Source organism: Aeromonas sp. QDB23 (assembly GCF_027707745.1).
Lineage (GTDB): Bacteria > Pseudomonadota > Gammaproteobacteria > Enterobacterales > Aeromonadaceae > Aeromonas > Aeromonas allosaccharophila.
On sequence record NZ_JAPCJA010000021.1, the window covers coordinates 45,912 to 63,970 of the forward strand.

At 60.7% G+C, this 18,059-nt stretch carries 15 protein-coding genes and 2 pseudogenes; 10 read left to right on the forward strand and 7 right to left on the reverse strand.

Features of this window, described 5'->3' with window-relative positions:
- The first annotated feature begins 10 nt into the window (after positions 1–10).
- From PG888_RS11135 to PG888_RS11150, 4 genes are all read left to right on the forward strand, one after another.
- A complete protein-coding gene (locus PG888_RS11135) occupies positions 11–1,657 on the forward strand; it encodes a bifunctional metallophosphatase/5'-nucleotidase (protein ID WP_182939599.1) in 1,647 nt (548 codons plus the stop codon).
- 189 nt (positions 1,658–1,846) lie between these two features.
- Positions 1,847–3,490 carry a hypothetical protein gene (locus tag PG888_RS11140; RefSeq protein ID WP_182939598.1) on the forward strand — a complete coding sequence of 548 codons (1,644 nt, stop codon included), beginning with the start codon at positions 1,847–1,849 and terminating at the stop codon, positions 3,488–3,490.
- 145 nt (positions 3,491–3,635) lie between these two features.
- Positions 3,636–4,139: a M48 family metallopeptidase gene (locus PG888_RS11145; RefSeq protein WP_075112155.1), complete on the forward strand. Its 504-nt coding sequence runs from the start codon at positions 3,636–3,638 to the stop codon at positions 4,137–4,139.
- Between the two features lie 26 nt (positions 4,140–4,165).
- Positions 4,166–5,029, forward strand: a complete 864-nt coding sequence (locus tag PG888_RS11150; protein ID WP_083617026.1) for a DUF2927 domain-containing protein — start codon at positions 4,166–4,168, stop codon at positions 5,027–5,029.
- A 175-nt stretch (positions 5,030–5,204) separates the two neighbouring features.
- Here the strand turns inward: PG888_RS11150 and PG888_RS11155 are convergent, their stop codons facing one another.
- Positions 5,205–5,456: a DinI family protein gene (locus PG888_RS11155; protein ID WP_005333426.1), complete on the reverse strand. Its 252-nt coding sequence runs from the start codon at positions 5,454–5,456 to the stop codon at positions 5,205–5,207.
- A gap of 74 nt (positions 5,457–5,530) precedes the next feature.
- Positions 5,531–7,957, reverse strand: a complete 2,427-nt coding sequence (locus PG888_RS11160; RefSeq protein WP_075112154.1) for a DNA polymerase II — start codon at positions 7,955–7,957, stop codon at positions 5,531–5,533.
- Between the two features lie 165 nt (positions 7,958–8,122).
- On the opposite strand from PG888_RS11160, the gene PG888_RS11165 reads away from it, so the two are divergent.
- From PG888_RS11165 to PG888_RS11175, 3 genes are all read left to right on the forward strand, one after another.
- Complete coding sequence (locus tag PG888_RS11165; protein WP_075112153.1) at positions 8,123–8,617, forward strand: prolyl-tRNA synthetase associated domain-containing protein; 495 nt, start codon at positions 8,123–8,125, stop codon at positions 8,615–8,617.
- Between the two features lie 263 nt (positions 8,618–8,880).
- On the forward strand, positions 8,881–10,119 hold the full coding sequence (locus PG888_RS11170) for a GGDEF domain-containing protein (RefSeq protein ID WP_075112152.1): 1,239 nt from the start codon (positions 8,881–8,883) through the stop codon (positions 10,117–10,119).
- Complete coding sequence (locus tag PG888_RS11175) at positions 10,116–10,646, forward strand: GNAT family N-acetyltransferase (RefSeq protein WP_075112151.1); 531 nt, start codon at positions 10,116–10,118, stop codon at positions 10,644–10,646. Before PG888_RS11170 ends, PG888_RS11175 begins: the two co-directional genes overlap by 4 nt.
- A 44-nt stretch (positions 10,647–10,690) precedes the next feature.
- Here the strand turns inward: PG888_RS11175 and PG888_RS11180 are convergent, their stop codons facing one another.
- From PG888_RS11180 to PG888_RS11195, 4 genes are all read right to left on the reverse strand, one after another.
- On the reverse strand, positions 10,691–11,548 hold the full coding sequence (locus tag PG888_RS11180) for a PA4780 family RIO1-like protein kinase (RefSeq protein ID WP_075112150.1): 858 nt from the start codon (positions 11,546–11,548) through the stop codon (positions 10,691–10,693).
- Positions 11,549–11,741: 193 nt separating this feature from the next.
- Positions 11,742–12,737, reverse strand: a complete 996-nt coding sequence (locus tag PG888_RS11185; protein WP_075112149.1) for an LpxL/LpxP family acyltransferase — start codon at positions 12,735–12,737, stop codon at positions 11,742–11,744.
- 151 nt (positions 12,738–12,888) lie between these two features.
- Positions 12,889–13,878 (reverse strand): lauroyl-Kdo(2)-lipid IV(A) myristoyltransferase, encoded by a 990-nt coding sequence (lpxM, locus tag PG888_RS11190; RefSeq protein WP_075112148.1) that lies wholly within the window; start codon positions 13,876–13,878, stop codon positions 12,889–12,891.
- 255 nt (positions 13,879–14,133) lie between these two features.
- A complete protein-coding gene (locus PG888_RS11195) occupies positions 14,134–15,126 on the reverse strand; it encodes a TDT family transporter (RefSeq protein ID WP_058051570.1) in 993 nt (330 codons plus the stop codon).
- A gap of 102 nt (positions 15,127–15,228) precedes the next feature.
- Between PG888_RS11195 and PG888_RS11200 the strand changes: the two genes are divergently transcribed.
- Positions 15,229–16,134 (forward strand): LysR substrate-binding domain-containing protein, encoded by a 906-nt coding sequence (locus PG888_RS11200; protein ID WP_182939596.1) that lies wholly within the window; start codon positions 15,229–15,231, stop codon positions 16,132–16,134.
- A gap of 104 nt (positions 16,135–16,238) precedes the next feature.
- Positions 16,239–17,389 (forward strand): IS3 family transposase gene (locus PG888_RS11205; RefSeq protein ID WP_182939595.1). Its coding sequence is split into 2 segments (ribosomal slippage): positions 16,239–16,476 and positions 16,476–17,389, totalling 1,152 coding nucleotides; the frame shifts between segments, so codons are not numbered across the junction.
- 19 nt (positions 17,390–17,408) lie between these two features.
- Here PG888_RS11205 and PG888_RS11210 read toward each other — a convergent pair.
- Positions 17,409–17,618, reverse strand: a pseudogene (locus tag PG888_RS11210) (IS982 family transposase); the annotation flags it as partial.
- 101 nt (positions 17,619–17,719) lie between these two features.
- On the opposite strand from PG888_RS11210, the pseudogene PG888_RS23225 reads away from it, so the two are divergent.
- Positions 17,720–17,815: pseudogene (locus PG888_RS23225) on the forward strand (IS5/IS1182 family transposase); the annotation flags it as partial.
- Positions 17,816–18,059: the final 244 nt, after the last annotated feature.

Genomic DNA, 18,059 nt, shown 5'->3' on the forward strand with positions numbered 1-18,059 from the left:
GAGGACCGAGATGAGTATTACGGTTCAACTTGCCCATTTCAGTGATTGCCACTCCCACTTCGATGGCGCGCCCATGAGCTTCTCCCCTGTCGGTGAAGGCCAGTGGCGCACCCAGTGCGGCGGTTATGCCCGGATCCTGACCCGATTGACCCAACTGCGTGCCAAAGCCGCAGCAGCCGGCCAGCGTTTTCTGTTTCTGCACGGTGGCGACTCCTTTCAGGGCTCGCTCTATTTCAACCGCTTCAAAGGGCGCGCCAACGCCGACCTGCTCGCCATGCTGGCCCCCGATGCCATGGTGCTCGGCAACCACGAGTTCGATCTGGGCAACGGCCCGCTGGTGGAGTTTTTGCGCCAGCTCGATTTTCCGGTGCTGGCCGCCAATCTGGACAACAGCCAGGAGCCTGCCGACACAACCCTCGGGTTGTGGGATATCCCCCACCTCTACGACGCCCATCAGCCCTGGCATCGCCGGGTGATCGACGGGGTTCCCTTTGCGCTGCTGGGGATCACTCTCGCCCAGATGGCCGCCATCGCCAACCCGGATCCCCACACCCGTTTCCACGCAGTGGCTGACACCCTCACCAAGGTGCTGCGGGAGATCAAGGGTGAAGGGATCCACCATATCATCCTGCTAAGCCACCTCGGGCTGGATCAGGACAAGCTGCTGGCCGAGCGCTTCCCCGAGCTCAGCCTGATCATCGGCGGCCACACCCACAGCCTGCTCGGCGATCTCGCGCCGCTGGGTCTGCCAAGTGAAGGCAGCTATCCGCTGATGAACAACGGGGTCGCCATTCTGCACGCTGGCCACAGCGCCCTCTGCCTCGGCGTGTGCGAGCTCACCTTCGATAAGGCGGGTCGTGTCTTGCAAAGTGAGGGACAGCTGGAGTGGCTCCCCTGGCAGCCCTGGCCATTCGCCTCCACCCCACCCGCCGGGCTCACCTTCTGCGAGCCGGATCCACAGCTTGAACAACAACTGGCCAAACGCTACCGGCCGGAGATTGAAACCATGAGCCAGCGCATCGTCACCCGGCTGGCGGCGCCACTGCCCCATCAACGGCTGCCGGATACCACCCTGCCCCACGGCAGCCAGCTCGCCCCGCTGGTGGCCCGTGCCATGCTGACGGCCGCCCGTGAACAGGTGGGTGAAGTGGACTTTGCCCTGCACAACGCCGGTGGCGTGCGCTGCTCGCTGGAGCCTGGCCCCTTGAGCGAAGCGGATATCGCCGGTCGCCTGCTGCCGTTTGCCATTCCCCTCACCCTCTATCGGGTGCACGGTCACGAGTTGGCGGAAGCGCTGGAAAATGCCATCGACAACGCCACCAACAACGGTGTGGTCGGCAATGGCAACGGCAGCTTCCCCTACACCGCGGGAATACGATTCACCTATCAGGCCAATCTGCCCAAGGGCCAGCGCATCACCCGACTGGAGTGGGAAGCCGCCCCCGGCCAGTGGCAAGCAGTGGAAAACGAGCAGATCTATCGCGGGGTATCGAGTGCTTATACCGCCTCCGGCAAAGAGGGCTACACCGCGCTGACTCGTACCCTGACCCAACACAATCAGGAGCTCGGCATCACCCTGGCCGACGCCTTTATCCGCTGGGCTCGCCACCTGCCAGCGCTGGCAGCGCAGCCGCCTCTGGTTGAGTACATCAGATGATGCAGAGGGGAAATGGCTTTGCCACATCCCCCTGACGGCCAATATTGCCGCAGCCAGCGCCCGGTTCCCTCCAGGAACCGGGCTTTTTCGAGAATATTTGTCCCACACGGGCCCGCCCCATTGCATCGTACTCACTAGCTCGGCAAGATAGGCCCGCTTTCAAGACCAGCTGCAGGAACAGGCGACTTCATGAATCACTCCATCCGTTTCACCCCTCCTCGCGTCAACCCGGGCATCAAGCCAGCCATCGTGCTGCTGACCGCCCTGCTGGCGTTGCTCTTCTGTCTGCGCAACCCGCTTGTTCACGCCATGGCGCCGGGCTTTGATGCCTCGCTGTTCGCTGTGATGGGCAAGATGTGGAGCGAAGGGGGTGTGCTCTATCGCGACATGATCGACATCAAGGGGCCGATGATCTTCGCCCTCGATGCGCTGGGCTATGGGCTGGGGGGATTTGTCGGGATCTGGGCGCTGGAGTGGGTGCTCTGCTGGCTCGGACTGCTGGCCAGCTGGCAGGCCTTTGCCCAGCTTGGTCTCTCGTTCAAGGCGCGTCTCGGTGCCATGCTGGCGGTGTTGGCCCTCTACGGTACCCGTTACTACTACGGCAACATGACCGAAGACTGGACCTTCCACCTCGCCCTCATCGCCCAGTGGGCCTTTATCACCCTGCTGCTGGACAAGGGATTTCGCTGGTGGCCCGCGCTGGTGGCCGCCCTCACCTTCGCCATCGTCGCCTGGATGCGCACCAACAACGGCGCCTTCTGGGGCGCCTGGTATCTGGTGCTGTTCTGCCACTGGTGCCTGCACGAGAAGTGGCGCGATGCCATCCTGCTGCTGATCTCCAGCCTGCTCGGTCTGGCGCTGATTGGCGGCCCGCTTTACGCCTACTTCCAGCAGCATGATCTGTTGGCAGCCTTCAAATACTACGCCTTCGACATCTTCTTCGAGGGGAGCTACGGCAACGGCTTCTCCCCCATGGTCGGCGCCGTCGGCCTGCTGCGCACCGGCCTGGTCATGCTGCTGCCCGCCTTCATCATTCTGATGCTGAGCCGCCGTCAGGAGTGGTATCTGCCCGCCCTGCTGGCGACCCTGTTTGGCGTGCTGTTTACCCTGATCGCCAACTCGGTCTCTGGCCATGTATTCGATCACTACGACGTGCTCTATCTGCAACTGGCGGTACTGCCGCTGGCGGTATTGCTGGATCGCAGCGAACAGCAGGCCGATGCCATCGGCCTGCTCTGCATCTCGCTGGTGGTGCTCACCGCCAGCTGGCTGCTGGCCCAGCAGCTGGTCTTCGGCTGGAGTACCAAGGAGTGGTCCCTCGAACGAGTCAACGAGGTGCTCGGCACCAGCCTGCTGTGGGCACTGCCGGTGCTGATCCTCATCCCCCTCTGGCGTGCCTGGGATGTGCGCCGTGCCACCCCTTGGCTGGCCACACTGGCCATGCTGCTGCTGATGCTCAACAACGCCTGGGAAGGGACCCTCAAGGGCCGCCCCTTCAATCCTGCCGCCCAGGTGCGGGTCGATCGCATCAAGGCCGAGACAGTCCCGAGCGACAAGATCTGGGTCGATGGCATCCAGCCGCAATATTATCTCTGGACCGATCGCCAGCCGGCTTCCGCCTATCTCTTCTTTGCCAACGTCAATCCGCCCTATGACGTGCGCGAGCGGGTGCTGGCCGATATCCAGCGCCAGAGCCCGAAGTTCATCATCGCCAAGCCGGATCGGGTGAGCGGGGAGCTGAAAAAACCCAGCTCGCCTTCCCATCTCGCCTTCTATCAATACCTGACCAGCCACTACGAAGAGGTGGATCCGGGTCTCTATCGCCGACGCTGATCACCCATCACGCCCCGCAGGGCGGCCATTGTTGCAATGGCCGCCCTTTTTATTGCGCCAGAGCGCCTGGCAGCCGCGGTCCGCAGTAGGCAAGCCCGCCCGAGATAACTACAATGACGCTCTTTTTGATGTGACGAGTGACACCATGGCGGAACTGACTTATCTGGGCGGCTATCCCGACCCTCTCAAGGCACAGGTACAGCAGCTGATTGCGGCAGGCAAGCTGGGAGAGATGCTGGCCAAACGCTATCCGGAAAGCCACCCGATCCAGAGCGACAAAGCGCTGCTTGCCTACACCATGGAGCTGAAGAACCGCTACCTCAAGAGCTCGGCGCCCCTGTCAAAGGTGGTGTTCGATGGCAAGATCAACGTGATCAAGGATGCCCTCGGCCTGCACACCTACGTCAGCCGGGTACAGGGCAGCAAGCTCAAGGCCAAGAACGAGATCCGCATCGCCGCCCTGTTCAAGGAGGCGCCGCCCCCGTTCCTGAAAATGATCGTGGTGCACGAGCTGGCCCATATCAAAGAGAAGGATCACAACAAGAGCTTCTACCAGCTCTGCCAGCATATGGAGCCGGACTATCATCAACTGGAGTTTGATCTCAGGCTCTGGCTCACCTGGCGCGATATCGACAAGGCCAGCCGCTAGGCTGACAACCGTTTCAGGGAGGAAACATGCCATTTACCGCCATCTCCTTTTGTGCCACCCGCTTTATTGCCACTTTGGTAATGACCAGCTTGGGCCGCGCTGACTATCCCCGCCGCGCGTCACGTGGGCTGCTGGCCCTGCTGCTTCTGCTCGCGGGCCAGAGCGCCCGTGCCGATGCGCGCTGGCAGAGCGACAGCTATCTCACCGAGAGCTTTATGGCCATCGCCATGGAGCGGGAGTATGGCGAAGCCAGGCAGACCCGTTTTGCCCGCTGGCAGCAGCCGATCCGGCTGCAACTTATCAACGAATCGGGTGACAAGCCGCTGCAGGCCGACGTGGTGAAGGTACAGGCGGCCCATCTGGCTCGCATCACCGGCCACTCCATCAGCATGGTGGCCGCAAAGCCCAACCTCACTCTGATCATGACCGACTACAGCAAGATGAAGAGCTGGGCCAACCGCACCATGGGGGGCGATCCGTCGGTCGGGATGGCACTCAAGGAGGGGCTCTGCCTGGCCAACTTCGCAACCAATGCGAAACACGAGATCAGCCGTGCCACCATCATCATTCCGGTGGACTACAGCCGGGCCAAAGGGCGTTTTCTTGACTGCGTGGTGGAGGAGTTCACCCAGGTGATGGGGCTGCCCAACGACTCGGACAAGGTGTTTCCCTCCATCTTCAATGACAACAGCATCGACAGTTTCCTGACCGGGCTGGACTATGTACTGCTCAAGCTCGCCTATCACCCGGCCCTCAAAGCCGGGATGAGCAGTGACGAGATCCGCGCCGCCCTGCCGCTCGCAATCAAGGAGCTGCGCGCCAAAGGGGAGATCAGCGAGGCCAACCGCCGGGTGCAGCAGCAGAGCTTGAAAAGCTGGGCGGGGCTATAACGGACCTGGCTCAATCCAGAGCCAGAAACCACCGCTCGCCACTGGCCACCAACAAAAAACGCAGCCACCTGGCTGCGTTTTTTGTTGTCCGGGGATCAACGGTGCGTTAGCGGGCATGCCCGTTTATCCGCCGCCCATGTATCCAACGCCCGAGTTATCCACTGACAGTGCGGGATCAGGAGGCGACGTTCTCTTCCGGCATCCAGCTCTCGGCGTTCTCCCACACCTCCTGCACCATGGCTTCGGCCAGCTCTTTGTCTTCCTTGCTGGCACGGCTGACAGTCAGAGCCATGGCACTGCCCGGCGCGACCCGCACATGGATGTCGGGGAATTTTTCGCCAAGCTGCTTGAGCAGCTCCTGACGCAGCGCCTCCATGGTCGAGGTCGGGATCTGATGTTTTCTGTCGATGATGATTTCAAGACGCATAGGAAACTTCTCCATGATTTATAACTGTATTTTTATCCAGTATTCATGGGAAGTAAAGTGCCAACTTGCACCAATCAGAAAAGATCCAGCTGCTGACCGCAGATCCGGTCGAACGACTCGCCTATAAAGGGCAGGATGGCGTCGGCAATGGGCCGCAACTGCTTGTCGATATAGTGCTCGTAATCAATGGCGCTGCGCCGGTACTCCAGCGGCTCGGGGCCATTGAGGGTCATCAGATAGGCGATGGTGCCCCGATGCTGATAGCGCTGGGGCAGCCCGCGGCGCAAGTTCTCCTCATCGGCCAGCCGCGCCGCCCGCACATGGGGCGGCACATTCTTCTGATACTCTTCAAGCTTCTGGCGCAGCCGTTTGCGGTAGATCAGCAGATCGTCGTGGCGACCGGCCCGGGTCTCATCCACCATGGTGCGCACATAACCGCTGGGATCTTGGTCGTGAAACACCAGCTCATAGAGGCGGGTCTGGAACTGCTTGGCCAGCATGGTCCAGTCGGTACGCACCGATTCGAGCCCCTTGAACACCAGCTGTTCACTCCCCTCGCTGGCCTTGCCAACCAGCCCCGCATAGCGCTTCTTGCTCCCCTTCTCCAGCCCGCGAATGGTGGGCATCAGAAAACGGCGGTAGTGGGTCTCGTACTGGATCTCGAGATAACTCGGCAGATCGAATTCGCGCCTGATCAGTGCAGCCCAGTTATCGTTAATCATTTGCGCCAGTCGCTGGCCGATCTCGTCCGCCTCATCGGGGCTGGTCTCGCGCCCCAGATGGACAAAGGTGGAATCGGTGTCGCCATAGATCACCTCGAACCCCTTCGCCTCAATCCACTCGCGGGTCTGCTGCATGATGCTGTGGCCACGCAGGGTGATTGATGAGGCTAGGCGCGGATCATAGAAACGGCAGCCCCCCGACCCCAACACGCCGTAGAAAGAGTTCATGATGATCTTGATGGCCTGGGAGAGCGCCTTGTTGCTGGCAGCCTTGGCTCTGTCCCTCGCCGCCCAGAGGGTGGCGATGAGATCCGGCAAGAAGTGGCGGGTTCGGGAGAACATGGCGCCGCGAAAGCCCGGAATGGCGAGCTCGGGATGCTGCAGCCCCTCGATGAGCCCCATGGGATCGATGCAAAAAGTGCGGATGATGCTGGGATAGAGGCTCTTGAAATCGAGCACCAGCACATGGCGATAGAGACCGGGCTTGGAGTCCATCACATAGCCGCCGGGACTCGCCAGCCCGCCGTCGGCAGGCAGATTGGGCGCCACGTAGCCGCCACGATGGAGCCGCGGCAGATAGAGGTTGGTAAAAGCCGCCACCGAGCCCCCCACCCTGTCCAGCTCAAGGCCGGTGAGGGAAGCACGCTCGATGGCAAAGGGGATGAGGTGGCAGTAGTCGAAGATCTCCCACACCAGCTTGCAATCTTCCAGGTTGTAGCGGGCGAGCGCCTCCTTGTCGGAGTGGAACAGCTCGGTGATCTTCTCCCCCCGATTGGCCACATCCTCGATATCCTTGCCGCGGCCGAGCAGTTCGCTCGCCACCGCATCTAGGCTGTAGCTGGCAAACTGCCAGGTGGCGCTTTTGAGGGTGTCGATGCCATCGAGCACCATGCGCCCGGGGATGATGACGTTGCCGGTCTGGGGATCATTGCGGGATGAGCGCCAGAAGCAGAGCTCGCGCCCCCGTCCGAGCCGCAGACGCCGCTTGTTAAGCTCGGCGCGGCGTAGCAGCAGGCGAAAATCAAAATTAACCACGTTCCAGCCGATGACCAGATCGGGGTCATGCAGGCTGAACCAGCTCTCCAGCGCACTCAGCAGGGCGCTCTCGTCCTCTACCCACTGGACCTGAGTGCCCCAGCTCTCGGCATCCGATTCCGGGGTGCCGATCATGATGACCCGCGCATCCTGTTCGCTGTAAAGACCGACCGAGAAGAGGGCCCCGTCCATGGCGCACTCCACGTCGAGGGACACCCAGGAGAGGGTTGGCGTTACCGCCTGCGGTGCGCAGCGTGCCTCGTTCACCTCCCAGTATCCCTGCTTGCCGCCCTTCTTCACCGCCCGGCCATCGAAGCGCACGCCAGCGGTGATGAAACGTTCCATCAGGAAGCGCTCCGGCAGCCGGATATCCGCCTCGAAGTGCTCCAGCCCGCGAATGAGCAACAGCTCGATGGCGCGGTGAAAGGCGCTCAGGGTGGCGAAATAGCAACCCACCACGGGGCGACCGTCGAAGGTGTGCATCGGCAGGCGGCGAAACCGCCCCCTCACCCCGGCGCCTTTGAACAGCTCGGCGGCTTCCGCCATGTGGCTCTGCGGCAGGAAAAAAACCGGCTCCTGTCCCGGCACCACCACCCGCACCGGCCCCTGCGCGCTCCAGAGCCACATCACGATTTCGGTGCTAGCTGCGTGCCCGTTGCGGCCGCGCACGTCCCGACCGTGGCGGGTCAGGATAAAACCGTCGAGCGGCGGGGTGGCGGGTACGGTGGGCTGGGTTGCAGTCATGAAGGTAAAGGGGCTGTCCGAGAATGGGACTATTGTACGTTCATACAGTGCCAGCTCGCAATCGTCACGCAGGCTGCGAGGCGGGAGTCAAACTGGTAAGCTCGATCCGGTCGTTATTCCCGCCCATCCGGTTCTGACCACTCTTCGCCGACGAAAGGAGTCTCTGTGGCAATCTATTCCCTGCTGGATCAGCTGGCCATCCGCTACCAGCGTTTTGATCATCCCCCCGTGTTTACCTGTGAGGAGGCGAGCAGGCTGCTGCCCGACCTGCCCGCCGCCAAGACCAAAAACCTCTTTTTGCGCGATCCGAAAAGCGAGCGGCTGTTTCTGGTGGTGAGTCCGGAGGAGCGCCGGGTCGATCTCAAGGCGCTGGCAGTCATGCTCGGGGTCAAGCGGCTGAGCTTTGGCTCCCCCGAGCGGCTCGATGCGGTGCTCGGTCTCACCCCGGGCTCGGTGACCCTGCTCGCCATGGTGCGCGATAGCGAACAGGCCGTAGAGCTGGTGGTGGACGAAGCCATCTGGCAAGCCGAACAGGTGCAGTGCCATCCGCTGGTCAACACCGCTACCCTGATCATCCGCCTCGACGACGTGCGCCGTCTGCTGACCCATCTGGGCCGGAAGGCCACCGTGATGCGCTTGCCAGCTGCAATCTGCGATTAACACGAGGGCTGGCGGTGGGGGCAACATTGTCGCCAACACGGCCATATTTCTCGCAGCACAATTGACTGACAAGACAATAAAATGGCGCCATACCACCCGATAAATCGAGTCAGCAGTCGCTATCGTGCATGAAGTCGGGAGCAAGCACATCAGGCCATTTAACCAATTGATAATAGGTTGAATTCATGTTGTGATCGGCCACTGCCAGCAGGCGATACCCCATCGCCCGTTCGTTCACAGGTGACCGTTCCAGAGAGCCCTCGATGCCAAGTCTGTTTTCCTCGGCCCAGTTGTTGAGTCTGGTGCTGTTCGTCACGCTGTCACATATGGGGGTCGCTACCATTTTCGCCGCCATGTGGTACAGCCATCGCCAGATCAGGGCGCTGCTCTACTGGGCGGGGAGCGAGCTGGCCATCGCCGGTGCCTTCAGCTGTCTGCTGCTGCGCCCCCTTGAGGGCGAAGCCTCGCTCGCCAATATTCTGCTGACCAACCTGCTGCTGATGGCGACCCCTCTGCTCTATGAACGGGGGATGCGCCACTTCTTTCGGCGTGAAGCCGACCCGTTCGGCTGGCTGCTGCCCGCCGTCACCGTCGGCGGTTTCGCCATGTTTGCCCTGACGACCTTGCAGCAGCCCCTCACTGATGTACACAGCCGGATCATCGTGCTCTCCGGCGTACTCTCGCTGCAGATTGCGCTGCTTATCTGGCAGCTCTGGCGCTACCAGCGGCTGGCCCCTGTCTATCGGGTCCTGCGCTTTGCCATCCTGCTGCTCGCCCTGCAACTGCTGTTGCAACTGCTGCGGATCGCCAAACACCTCTGGCAGCCGGAGCTGGCGGCCAACTCCTTCACCGATCCGCTGCTCGGGCCGGTGATCCTGCTCAGCCTGCTCTTTACCATCGCCCGCAGTTATCTCTTGCTGAGTCTGGTTCACACCCGCCAGCAGCAGGCCATGCTGGCTACCCAACGCAAGCTGGAGCGGCGTGCCAATCAGGATGAGCTGACCGGCCTGTTCAGCCGCCACTATTTTGAACGCCAGGTGACCCTGCGCGCCCGCGAGATGGCGAACCCCGGCCAGCTGCTGCTGATCGATCTGGACAACTTCAAGCAGATCAACGACCGCCACGGCCACCCCGCCGGTGATGCCATGTTGCGGGCCGTGGGCCATGTAATCGCCAATACCCTGCCCGCCGAGGGGATGGCCGGTCGGCTCGGTGGCGATGAGCTGGCCCTGCTGCGGATGGCAGACCCGCAGACCCTGCCCACCTACTGCCACGCCCTGCAGCAGCAGATCGCCGAGGCAACCGGAGCGCTGGCGGGAGGGCCTATCAGCCTCAGCATCGGCCTCACCTCGCTGCATCCTGGCGAGGGGTTTGCAGCGGCCTACCTGCGGGCGGATCGGGCACTCTATGCCGCCAAGCAGGCTGGAAGGCAACGGGCCTGCGTGCTGGAGCACCACCACAGCGAACCGCAACCGCTGCAGCCCAGCGTGCTCCTGTCATGAGATCGGTTCCCGCTCTGCAGTGCCGCCCGGCCAGGCTGGCAGATGCGCCGGCCTACCGCCGCTATGTCACCGAATGTGCCGAAGCGGGACTGCCGCTCTATCAGGTGGCGCAATTTGATCCGGACGGCTGGCTACAGAGCCTGCTGGACCACGCCGAAGGGCGCAACCTGCCCGACGGATATCTGCCTGCCACCACCTATTTTGCCCTCGATGGCGGGGAGATCATCGCCACCCTGCGCCTGCGTCACGGCGACAATGAGGCAACCCGCCAGTGGCTGGGTCATATCGGTTACGAGACCCGCCCCTCTCGCCGTGGTGAAGGGGCCGCAACCGTGCTGCTGCGCTGGGTACAACAGCAGGTGCTGGCGGTACCGGTGCTGATCAGCTGCGGCGAAGATAATCTGGCCTCCCGCAAGGTCATTACGGCCGCCGGTGGCGTGTTGCTGGGGCGGCGCTTCCATCCGGGGGATCGCCGCTGGCTGGAGATGTACCAGCTAGCCCCCCGGCCGCAGTCGATGCAGCAATAAAAAGAGCGCCCCGAAGGCGCTCTTGTGGCGAGAGTGGCAAGCCGTTAGTAACTGTCTTCCTGCTCGGCCTTCATCCGGGCCTGGCGGGCATAGGCCTCCTCGGCGCTCTCGATCTCGTGCAGCACGGAATCGAGATCGATGGCGGCACGGCTCTCTTCAAAGTGGCCGGTCAGCTCGCTCTCGGGGGTGAGCTTGCCATCTTCAAACAGCGCCCACATCTCCTGGGCATAACGGGTCTTGAGCAGCTCGGGCGCATACATGCCGTAGTAGTTGCGCATGTTGTTGACGTCCCGCTCCAGCATCGCCTTGGCCTGGTTGTTGGCGGCGGCATCCACCACCTGGGGCAGGTCGATGATGACGGGGCCCTGACTATCCACCAGCACGTTGAACTCCGAGAGATCGCCGTGAATAAGGCCAGCACAGAGCATGCGCACCACATAGCGGATCACCTTGTGGTGATCGATGACCGCCTGCTCGGGAGTGAGTGCCACATCGTTGAGGCGCGGCGCGACATTGCCATCCTCGTCGGTGATAAGTTCCATCAGCAGGACGCCGTCGAGGCAGACATAGGGCTGCGGCACCCGCACACCGGCAGCAGCCAGCTTGAACAGGGCATCGACCTCGGTGTTCTGCCACACCTCTTCATGCTGCTTGCGGCCGTACTTGGAGCCCTTCTCCATGGCGCGGGCGCTGCGGCTGTTACGCACCTTGCGCCCCTCCTGATAGACCACGGCCTGCTTGAAGCTGCGCTTGGAGGCCTCTTTATAGACTTTGGCGCAGCGGATCTCGTCGCCGCAGCGCACTACATAGACGTCGGCCTCTTTGCCGCTCATCAACCGGCTGACGACCTCATCGACCAGGCCGTCATCAACCAGAGGTTGGATTCGATTTGGAATTTTCATGGCCGCCCTTTTACCCTATTTCCGCTCTCGAAGATAGCTCCGCGCACGCTCACCTGCCTCTCCCTTTCATAAGACACCCTTTTATCCCCTGTTTGCGCTGTTTTTGTCCAGATGAGCGCCTGAAAAAACGGCACGGCCGCTTACCTTAACCCGCCGCTGAAGCAACAAAAATGGCCCGCAAGCGGGCCAACTTTCAAGGCTCTGGCGGCAAGCCCTGACGAATGCGCCGGATCCCCGCTTCATAGAGGCCGTCATCCCCCACCGGATGCTCCAGGGTTTCGAAGATCTTGAGAAACCACATGTACTGCTCGGGATGGCGGGCCACCTGCATCTCCACCACCCGGTTCATGGCATTGACATCCGCCAGCAGATCGGCGGTGGGATAAGGGTCAAACGGCGGCTCGATCTCCAGCAGATAGCGCCCCTCATCCTCGTCATAGCTGGCGAAGATAGGCACCGCTCTGGCCCCGGTCAGCTTCACCAGCTTGGGCAGCGCCGGCAGGGTCGCCTTGGGGTGGCCGAAAAAGGGAACAAACACACTCGCCTCGCGGCCATGATCCTGATCCGGCAGATAGAAGAAGCTGGCACCGGCGCGGATCGTCTTGACCGCCGGCTTGATGCCGACACTGCGCTCATACACCTTGCCCGCCTTGGCCCGCTCGCGGTTGATGTACCAGTCAAATACCTGATCTTTCGGGCTTTTCATCATGGTACACATGTTGATGCCCATCATGGAGAAGTAGCGACCGATCATATCGACCGCCCAGGTGTGCGGCACCACCAGGATCAGTGGTCGACCCGCGTCTTGCTCCACCTGCACATGCTCCCAGCCGGTGACCTTGATACGGCGGGTCAACCGCGCCTTGCTGCGCCAGCTGAGCTCGCCAAAGCCCATAAAGGTCTTGAGTCCGACCCGGATCGATTTGAGCAGCAGCGCCTGGCGCCCGGCGGCATCCAGTTCGGGAAAGCAGATCTTGAGGTTGGTATCGGCAATATAGGCCTGCTTTTTCGAGAATCGCAGCAGGGTCGGTGAGACCAGATCGGCAAAACGGTCCCGCAGCCTCGCCGGGGTAAATGCCAGCAGGGAGAGCAGCCCCAGTGCGCACCAGCTCCCCCACCATTTGGGATGGAGCAGGCGAGTATGAAATGAGGTATCAAATACCGGATCTAACGGGGACATGGCGGCCATCAAGTCATCAAAAACAAACAGTTATTGTAGTTATCCTGACATTTTTTTCTACCCTCAAGAGGCTGGCCACCAGCCTGCAAGGCACTGATCAGACTAGTTATCACAAAAAAATGGCCCACATGGGGCCATTTCAATGCATACAAATTCAGGATCAGCCGTGGGGCGACAATCCCTTGCGGATCCGCTGGATGCCCTCCTCATAAAGGCCATCCGGTCCCTCCTGATCTTCACGGGTATCAAAAATCTTGAGGAACCACATGTACTGGCCGGGATGACGGGTCAGCTGCTGCTGCACCATGTCGTTCATCCGGCAGGTGTCGGCCATCACATCCTCGGTGGGATAGTTGTCGAACGGTGCGTCAATCTCCAGTCGGTAGCAGTGGTTCGCTTCATCGTAACAAGCGAGCAACGGCACCGCCTTGACGCCACTGACCTGCACCAGACGGGGCAAGGCAGGCAGGGTCGCCTTGGGGTGGCCAAAGAAGGGGGCGAAGATGCTCTTCTCGCGGCCGTGATCCTGATCCGGCAGGTAGAAGAAGCTGCGACCGCTCTTGATAGTTCTGATCACCGCCTTAATCCCGGCGCTGCGCTCATAGACGCGGCAACCGTTCTTGGCCCGTGCCCGGTTGAGGTGCCAATCAAACACCGGATTGCGCGCCCGTTTCATCATGGTGCACATGGGCACCCCGCGCTGGGTGAAGCAGTAACCGGCGGCATCCACCGGCCAGGTGTGGGGCACCACCAGGATCACCGGCCGACCGGCTGCCCGCTCCGCCTCGATATGTTCCCAGCCACTTACCTGCATCCGGCTCATCAGATAACGCTGGCTGCGCATGGTGAACTCGCCAAATCCCAGCAGACTCTTGAGGCCGACCCGGATCGAGGTCAGCGCAATGGCATCGCGCTCTTCCGGGCTCTTGTCCGGGAAGCAGATCTCCAGATTGGTTCTGGCGATATAGAGCTGCTTTTTGGACACACGCAACACCAGCGGCGCCAAAGCATCGGCCAAACGATCGCGCAATCGCACCGGCACAAAAGCCAGCAGCATCAGCAGGCCGAGGGCCAGCCAGCTGAACCAGTAACGGGGATGCAGAAAACGGGTTTCAAAGGAGGAGTTAAATACGGGATCTTGGGGAGACATGATTCGGGGTCAAGCAAAAAAGTTGTGGTGCATTGTAGTCATCCTGACAGGTAATACCAGTTAATTTCATGGCCAGCAACCCGACACGAGCGCGAGGTCAAAAAACCACAAAAAAATGCCCCGCACTGCGGGGCATCTTGCTTATTACACAACCAGAGTGGTGGTTCTTTGTCCATCCATCGTATGACTGGTCGCTTATCCCGTCGCTCTCTGAGCACACTGCTTGACCATGTTCCGATGTCACCTCGTCAAGCGTTAGCGGTGAGCCCCCTGGCGAGCCATGCCGTTGTTCATTGCGGTATCACGCTGCGGCAGAAAGAACATCAGGTAACGCAGTGCCACATAGCCGACGATCACGGTAGCCACCCCCAGCTCGAAGTGGGCCAGCAGTCTGATCTGCTCCACATAGTGGGCCGCTTGCGCAAACCCTTCAACCAGATGGGCCACTTTGAACAGGGCGGTGGCACCGATCACCAGCGGGAAGGTGAAGGCGGCATAACCCGGCGAGAAGGGCAGACGCAACAGCTTGATGAAGGCCAGATAGATGATGCCGGTCATCAGGATGGCGATCCCCAGCAGCACAGCCACCAGCAGCAAGGAAGGATCCTGGCTGACGGTCAGGTAACCTGCAAGAGAGAGGCTGGCAGGGGCCGCCAGGATCGCGATGGTCGGTTTGGCTGCATCCGGCACTTCATGGCTGAAGATCAGGCGATAGAGCATCAGCGGCAGCATCAGGCCGTAGCAGATGATCCCGAACCAGAGCAGACCGTTGGCCAGCGGGGCAAACTGACCGCCCGGGAAGGCCACATCCGCCACGATGATCCCCACCGGCGGCACGAACCAGCTCGGCACCATGTGGTGGATTTCAAACTCTTTGGCGCGATGCCAGATAAAGGTGGCCAGGAACAGCAGGTGAACCGCCACGGCAAACAGCCAGAGGGCCTCGCCCGCTTGCGGCGCAATCATCCCCAGCGCTTTGGAGACCACCATGGTACCCATGGCATAGGTCGGTACCACGCTGCCCACCACGGGGTGAGCCAGATCTTGCAGCAACAAACGGGGGTGAAGCAGAAACTTGAAGGTCAGGATCACCAGCAACACGGCGGCAACGGCGGCGCCCAGCAGCTGCATCCGGCCATCGAAGTGACCGGCATTCTCCCAACACCAACCAAGGCTGGCGATGCCGAGCGCCAGACCCGCCATGGGGGTTGGGGCGGCAGCCAGTGATTTACGGGTTCTTGCGATCATGATGACACCTTTCTATTGATGACTATGGCGATAGGATAATGGCCCCTTATCGTTTACGATATCTAAATGAATTAAATCAATCGTTCAGGAAAACCAAACAGCATGAAACTGACCCTGCAGCAGCTGAAAGTGTTCGCCACCATTGCCCGCTACGGAAACCTTGGCCTTGCCGCCAACGAGCTCTGCCTGAGCAAGGGGGCAGTATCCCAGTCGCTGCAGGAACTGGAGCGCCAGCTCTCCACCCCGCTGTTTGATCGCATTCACCCCAGATTGCAGCTCAACAACGAGGGGCGCCTGCTGCAACCGGCCGCCGAAGAGCTGCTGACCCGGATGCAGGATATCGAGAACCTGTTCAGCCCCGATGCCGAGCCAAGCGGCCAGCTTCGCTTGGGCGCCAGCCAGACCATCGGCAACTACCTGCTGCCGACCCTGCTCGCCAGCAGCAAACAGGAGCTGGGGCTGCCCCCCAAGGTGACCATCAACAACACTCACCTGCTCTGCCATGCGCTGGCCAACTTCGAGCTGGATATGGCGCTGATCGAGGGGGAGAACCACCACCCCGACCTGCTCGCCGAACCCTGGCTGCAGGACGAGATGCTGGTGGTGGCCCCCCCCGGCCACCCGCTTGCCGACAAGGCGGAGCTCTCTCTCTCCCGACTGGGCGGCGAGACCTGGGTGCTGCGTGAAGCGCAATCGGGCAGCCGCGAGCAGTTTATCCAGCAGATCCAGCCCGAGCTGCCCCACTGGCAGGCAGGGCTTGAGCTCAACACCCTGGAGGCGGTAATGCTGGCGGTGGAAAAGGGGCTGGGGATCTCCTTTATCTCACGTCTTGCTGTCTCTGATCGTCTAAAAGATGGCCGCCTGATCGCCCTTCCCCTCACCCGCCGCTTCCCGCGCCAGCTCTCCCTCATCTGGCACAAGCAGAAGTACCACTCCGCCTCCCTGCGCCACTTTCTCCACTTCTGCCGGGCTCAGGTGAACGATGCCGAGGTGATCAGCCCGGAGTAACGCCCACTCAGAGCGCCGCTGAGTTATGGTCTTTTCTGATGTGAATCGCCCCCAGTTCCCTAGACACCTCACAGCCTTAAAATGAGGCAACTATTGGAGGTGTTATGACCCGTCAGCGTTATCCAGAAACATTCAAAATCGAAGCCGTTAAACAAATCACCGAGCGCGGACGGCCGGTGGCTGACGTTGCACGAGCCCTTGGGGTATCCAGCCACAGTCTGTATGCCTGGCTCAAGCAGTACGGCAAGCCCGCTGACCAGCTGCTCGAAGAGTCTGCCTTGCAAGCCGAGATACGCCGCCTGAAAGCCGAACTGCGCCAGGTCACCGAGGAGCGCAATATCCTAAAGGAGGCCGCCGCGTACTTTGCCAGCGAGTCAAGGAAAGGTACGCGTTCATAACCTCCCGACTCGGCCGGTACAGTGTCGTTACCCTGTGCCAGACCCTGGGGGTTCACCGAAGTGGCTTCTACGCGTGGCTGAAACAGCCCGCGTCGCCACGCCAGCAGGAGGACGAACGACTGATAGGATTGGTCAAGCAATCCTGGCTGGAAAGTGGTGCTGTCTACGGTTATCGCAAGATCCATCGCGACCTTCGTGACGCAGGGGAAGCCTGCGGCAAGCACCGTGTGGCCAAATTAATGAAGCGGGAAGGGCTGCGTTCGCAAACAGGCTATCAACGCCGCAAGGGGCATTATGGAGGCAAGAGCCCGCAGGCTGTCCCAAACACGCTGGCACGTCAGTTTAAGGTGCCAGCCCCCAACCTCTCCTGGGTGACTGACATTACCTACATCCGCACTCAAGAAGGGTGGCTGTACCTGGCGGTGGTGCTCGACCTGTTCTCTCGCCAGATCGTCGGCTGGGCGATGAAGTCACGCATGACGGCAGACTTGGCGGTTGATGCGTTATTGATGGCCGTCTGGCGGCGCAAGCCCAAGCAGCCGGTACTGGTGCACTCGGATCAGGGCAGCCAATTTACCGGTGGTGAATGGCAGGACGTTCTGAAGGCCCACAATCTGAGTTGCAGCATGAGCCGACGTGGCAACTGTCACGACAATGCTGTCGCCGAGAGCTTCTTCCAGTTGCTCAAACGGGAGCGGATCAAGCGCAGGATTTACGCGACAAGAGACGAAGCCCGCAGCGACGTGTTTGATTATATCGAGATGTTTTACAACCCAATCAGGCGTCATGGTTCCAATGATGGGCTGTCGCCGGTAGAGTTTGAAAGGCAGTTTATTTTTCAGCAACAAAGTGTCTAGAAAACCAGGGGCGATTCAAGCGCCGGAGCAAACCGTTGTAGAAGTTTTTGAAATCCCGGTGGTGTGACATGTGGAAAGCAATGATGATGCACATTATCTCACTCGCGCTCATGCGCCCGGTACGCTGGCGTTGACGCTGACCGCTAACCAACAATTGCTGGTGCCATTGAGGCATAAATACGGCACAAAAATCATCAACATCACAGAAGAGTTCCAATAACTTGTCCATGCCCGTTCCTTTGTGGTCAGTGTCTTTGTCACTGCAGGATCAGATCTTGGAACGGGCATTGAGTTCATTTTTTACGCCGTTTTTTATCCCGAGTTCAGGTTAACTACAACGGTCAAGTGGGAGAGATCATGGCCTACGTGTGTGCGATGAACAAACTGAATGCCCTTGGTCTGCCTGTCAGAAAGCCCCGAGTGTAGCTGTCACCTGGGGCTGGGGCAGTTGTGGCTTGATGGTTGATTTGGGAAACAACGCCCATTGTCATCCCTCTTTTTTGCCGTTAACCCCAATTACCCGCCACCGCATCCCCAACCCTTCTCCCGCAAAGGGGAGAAGGGAGAAAATCACGGCGAGCATATGGCTGCAAACGGTGCAATTCACTTCGTTCATTGCCCCCCTACACGAGGCATGCTGCCGATATGTTCCCGTTCTCGTGCATCCGAT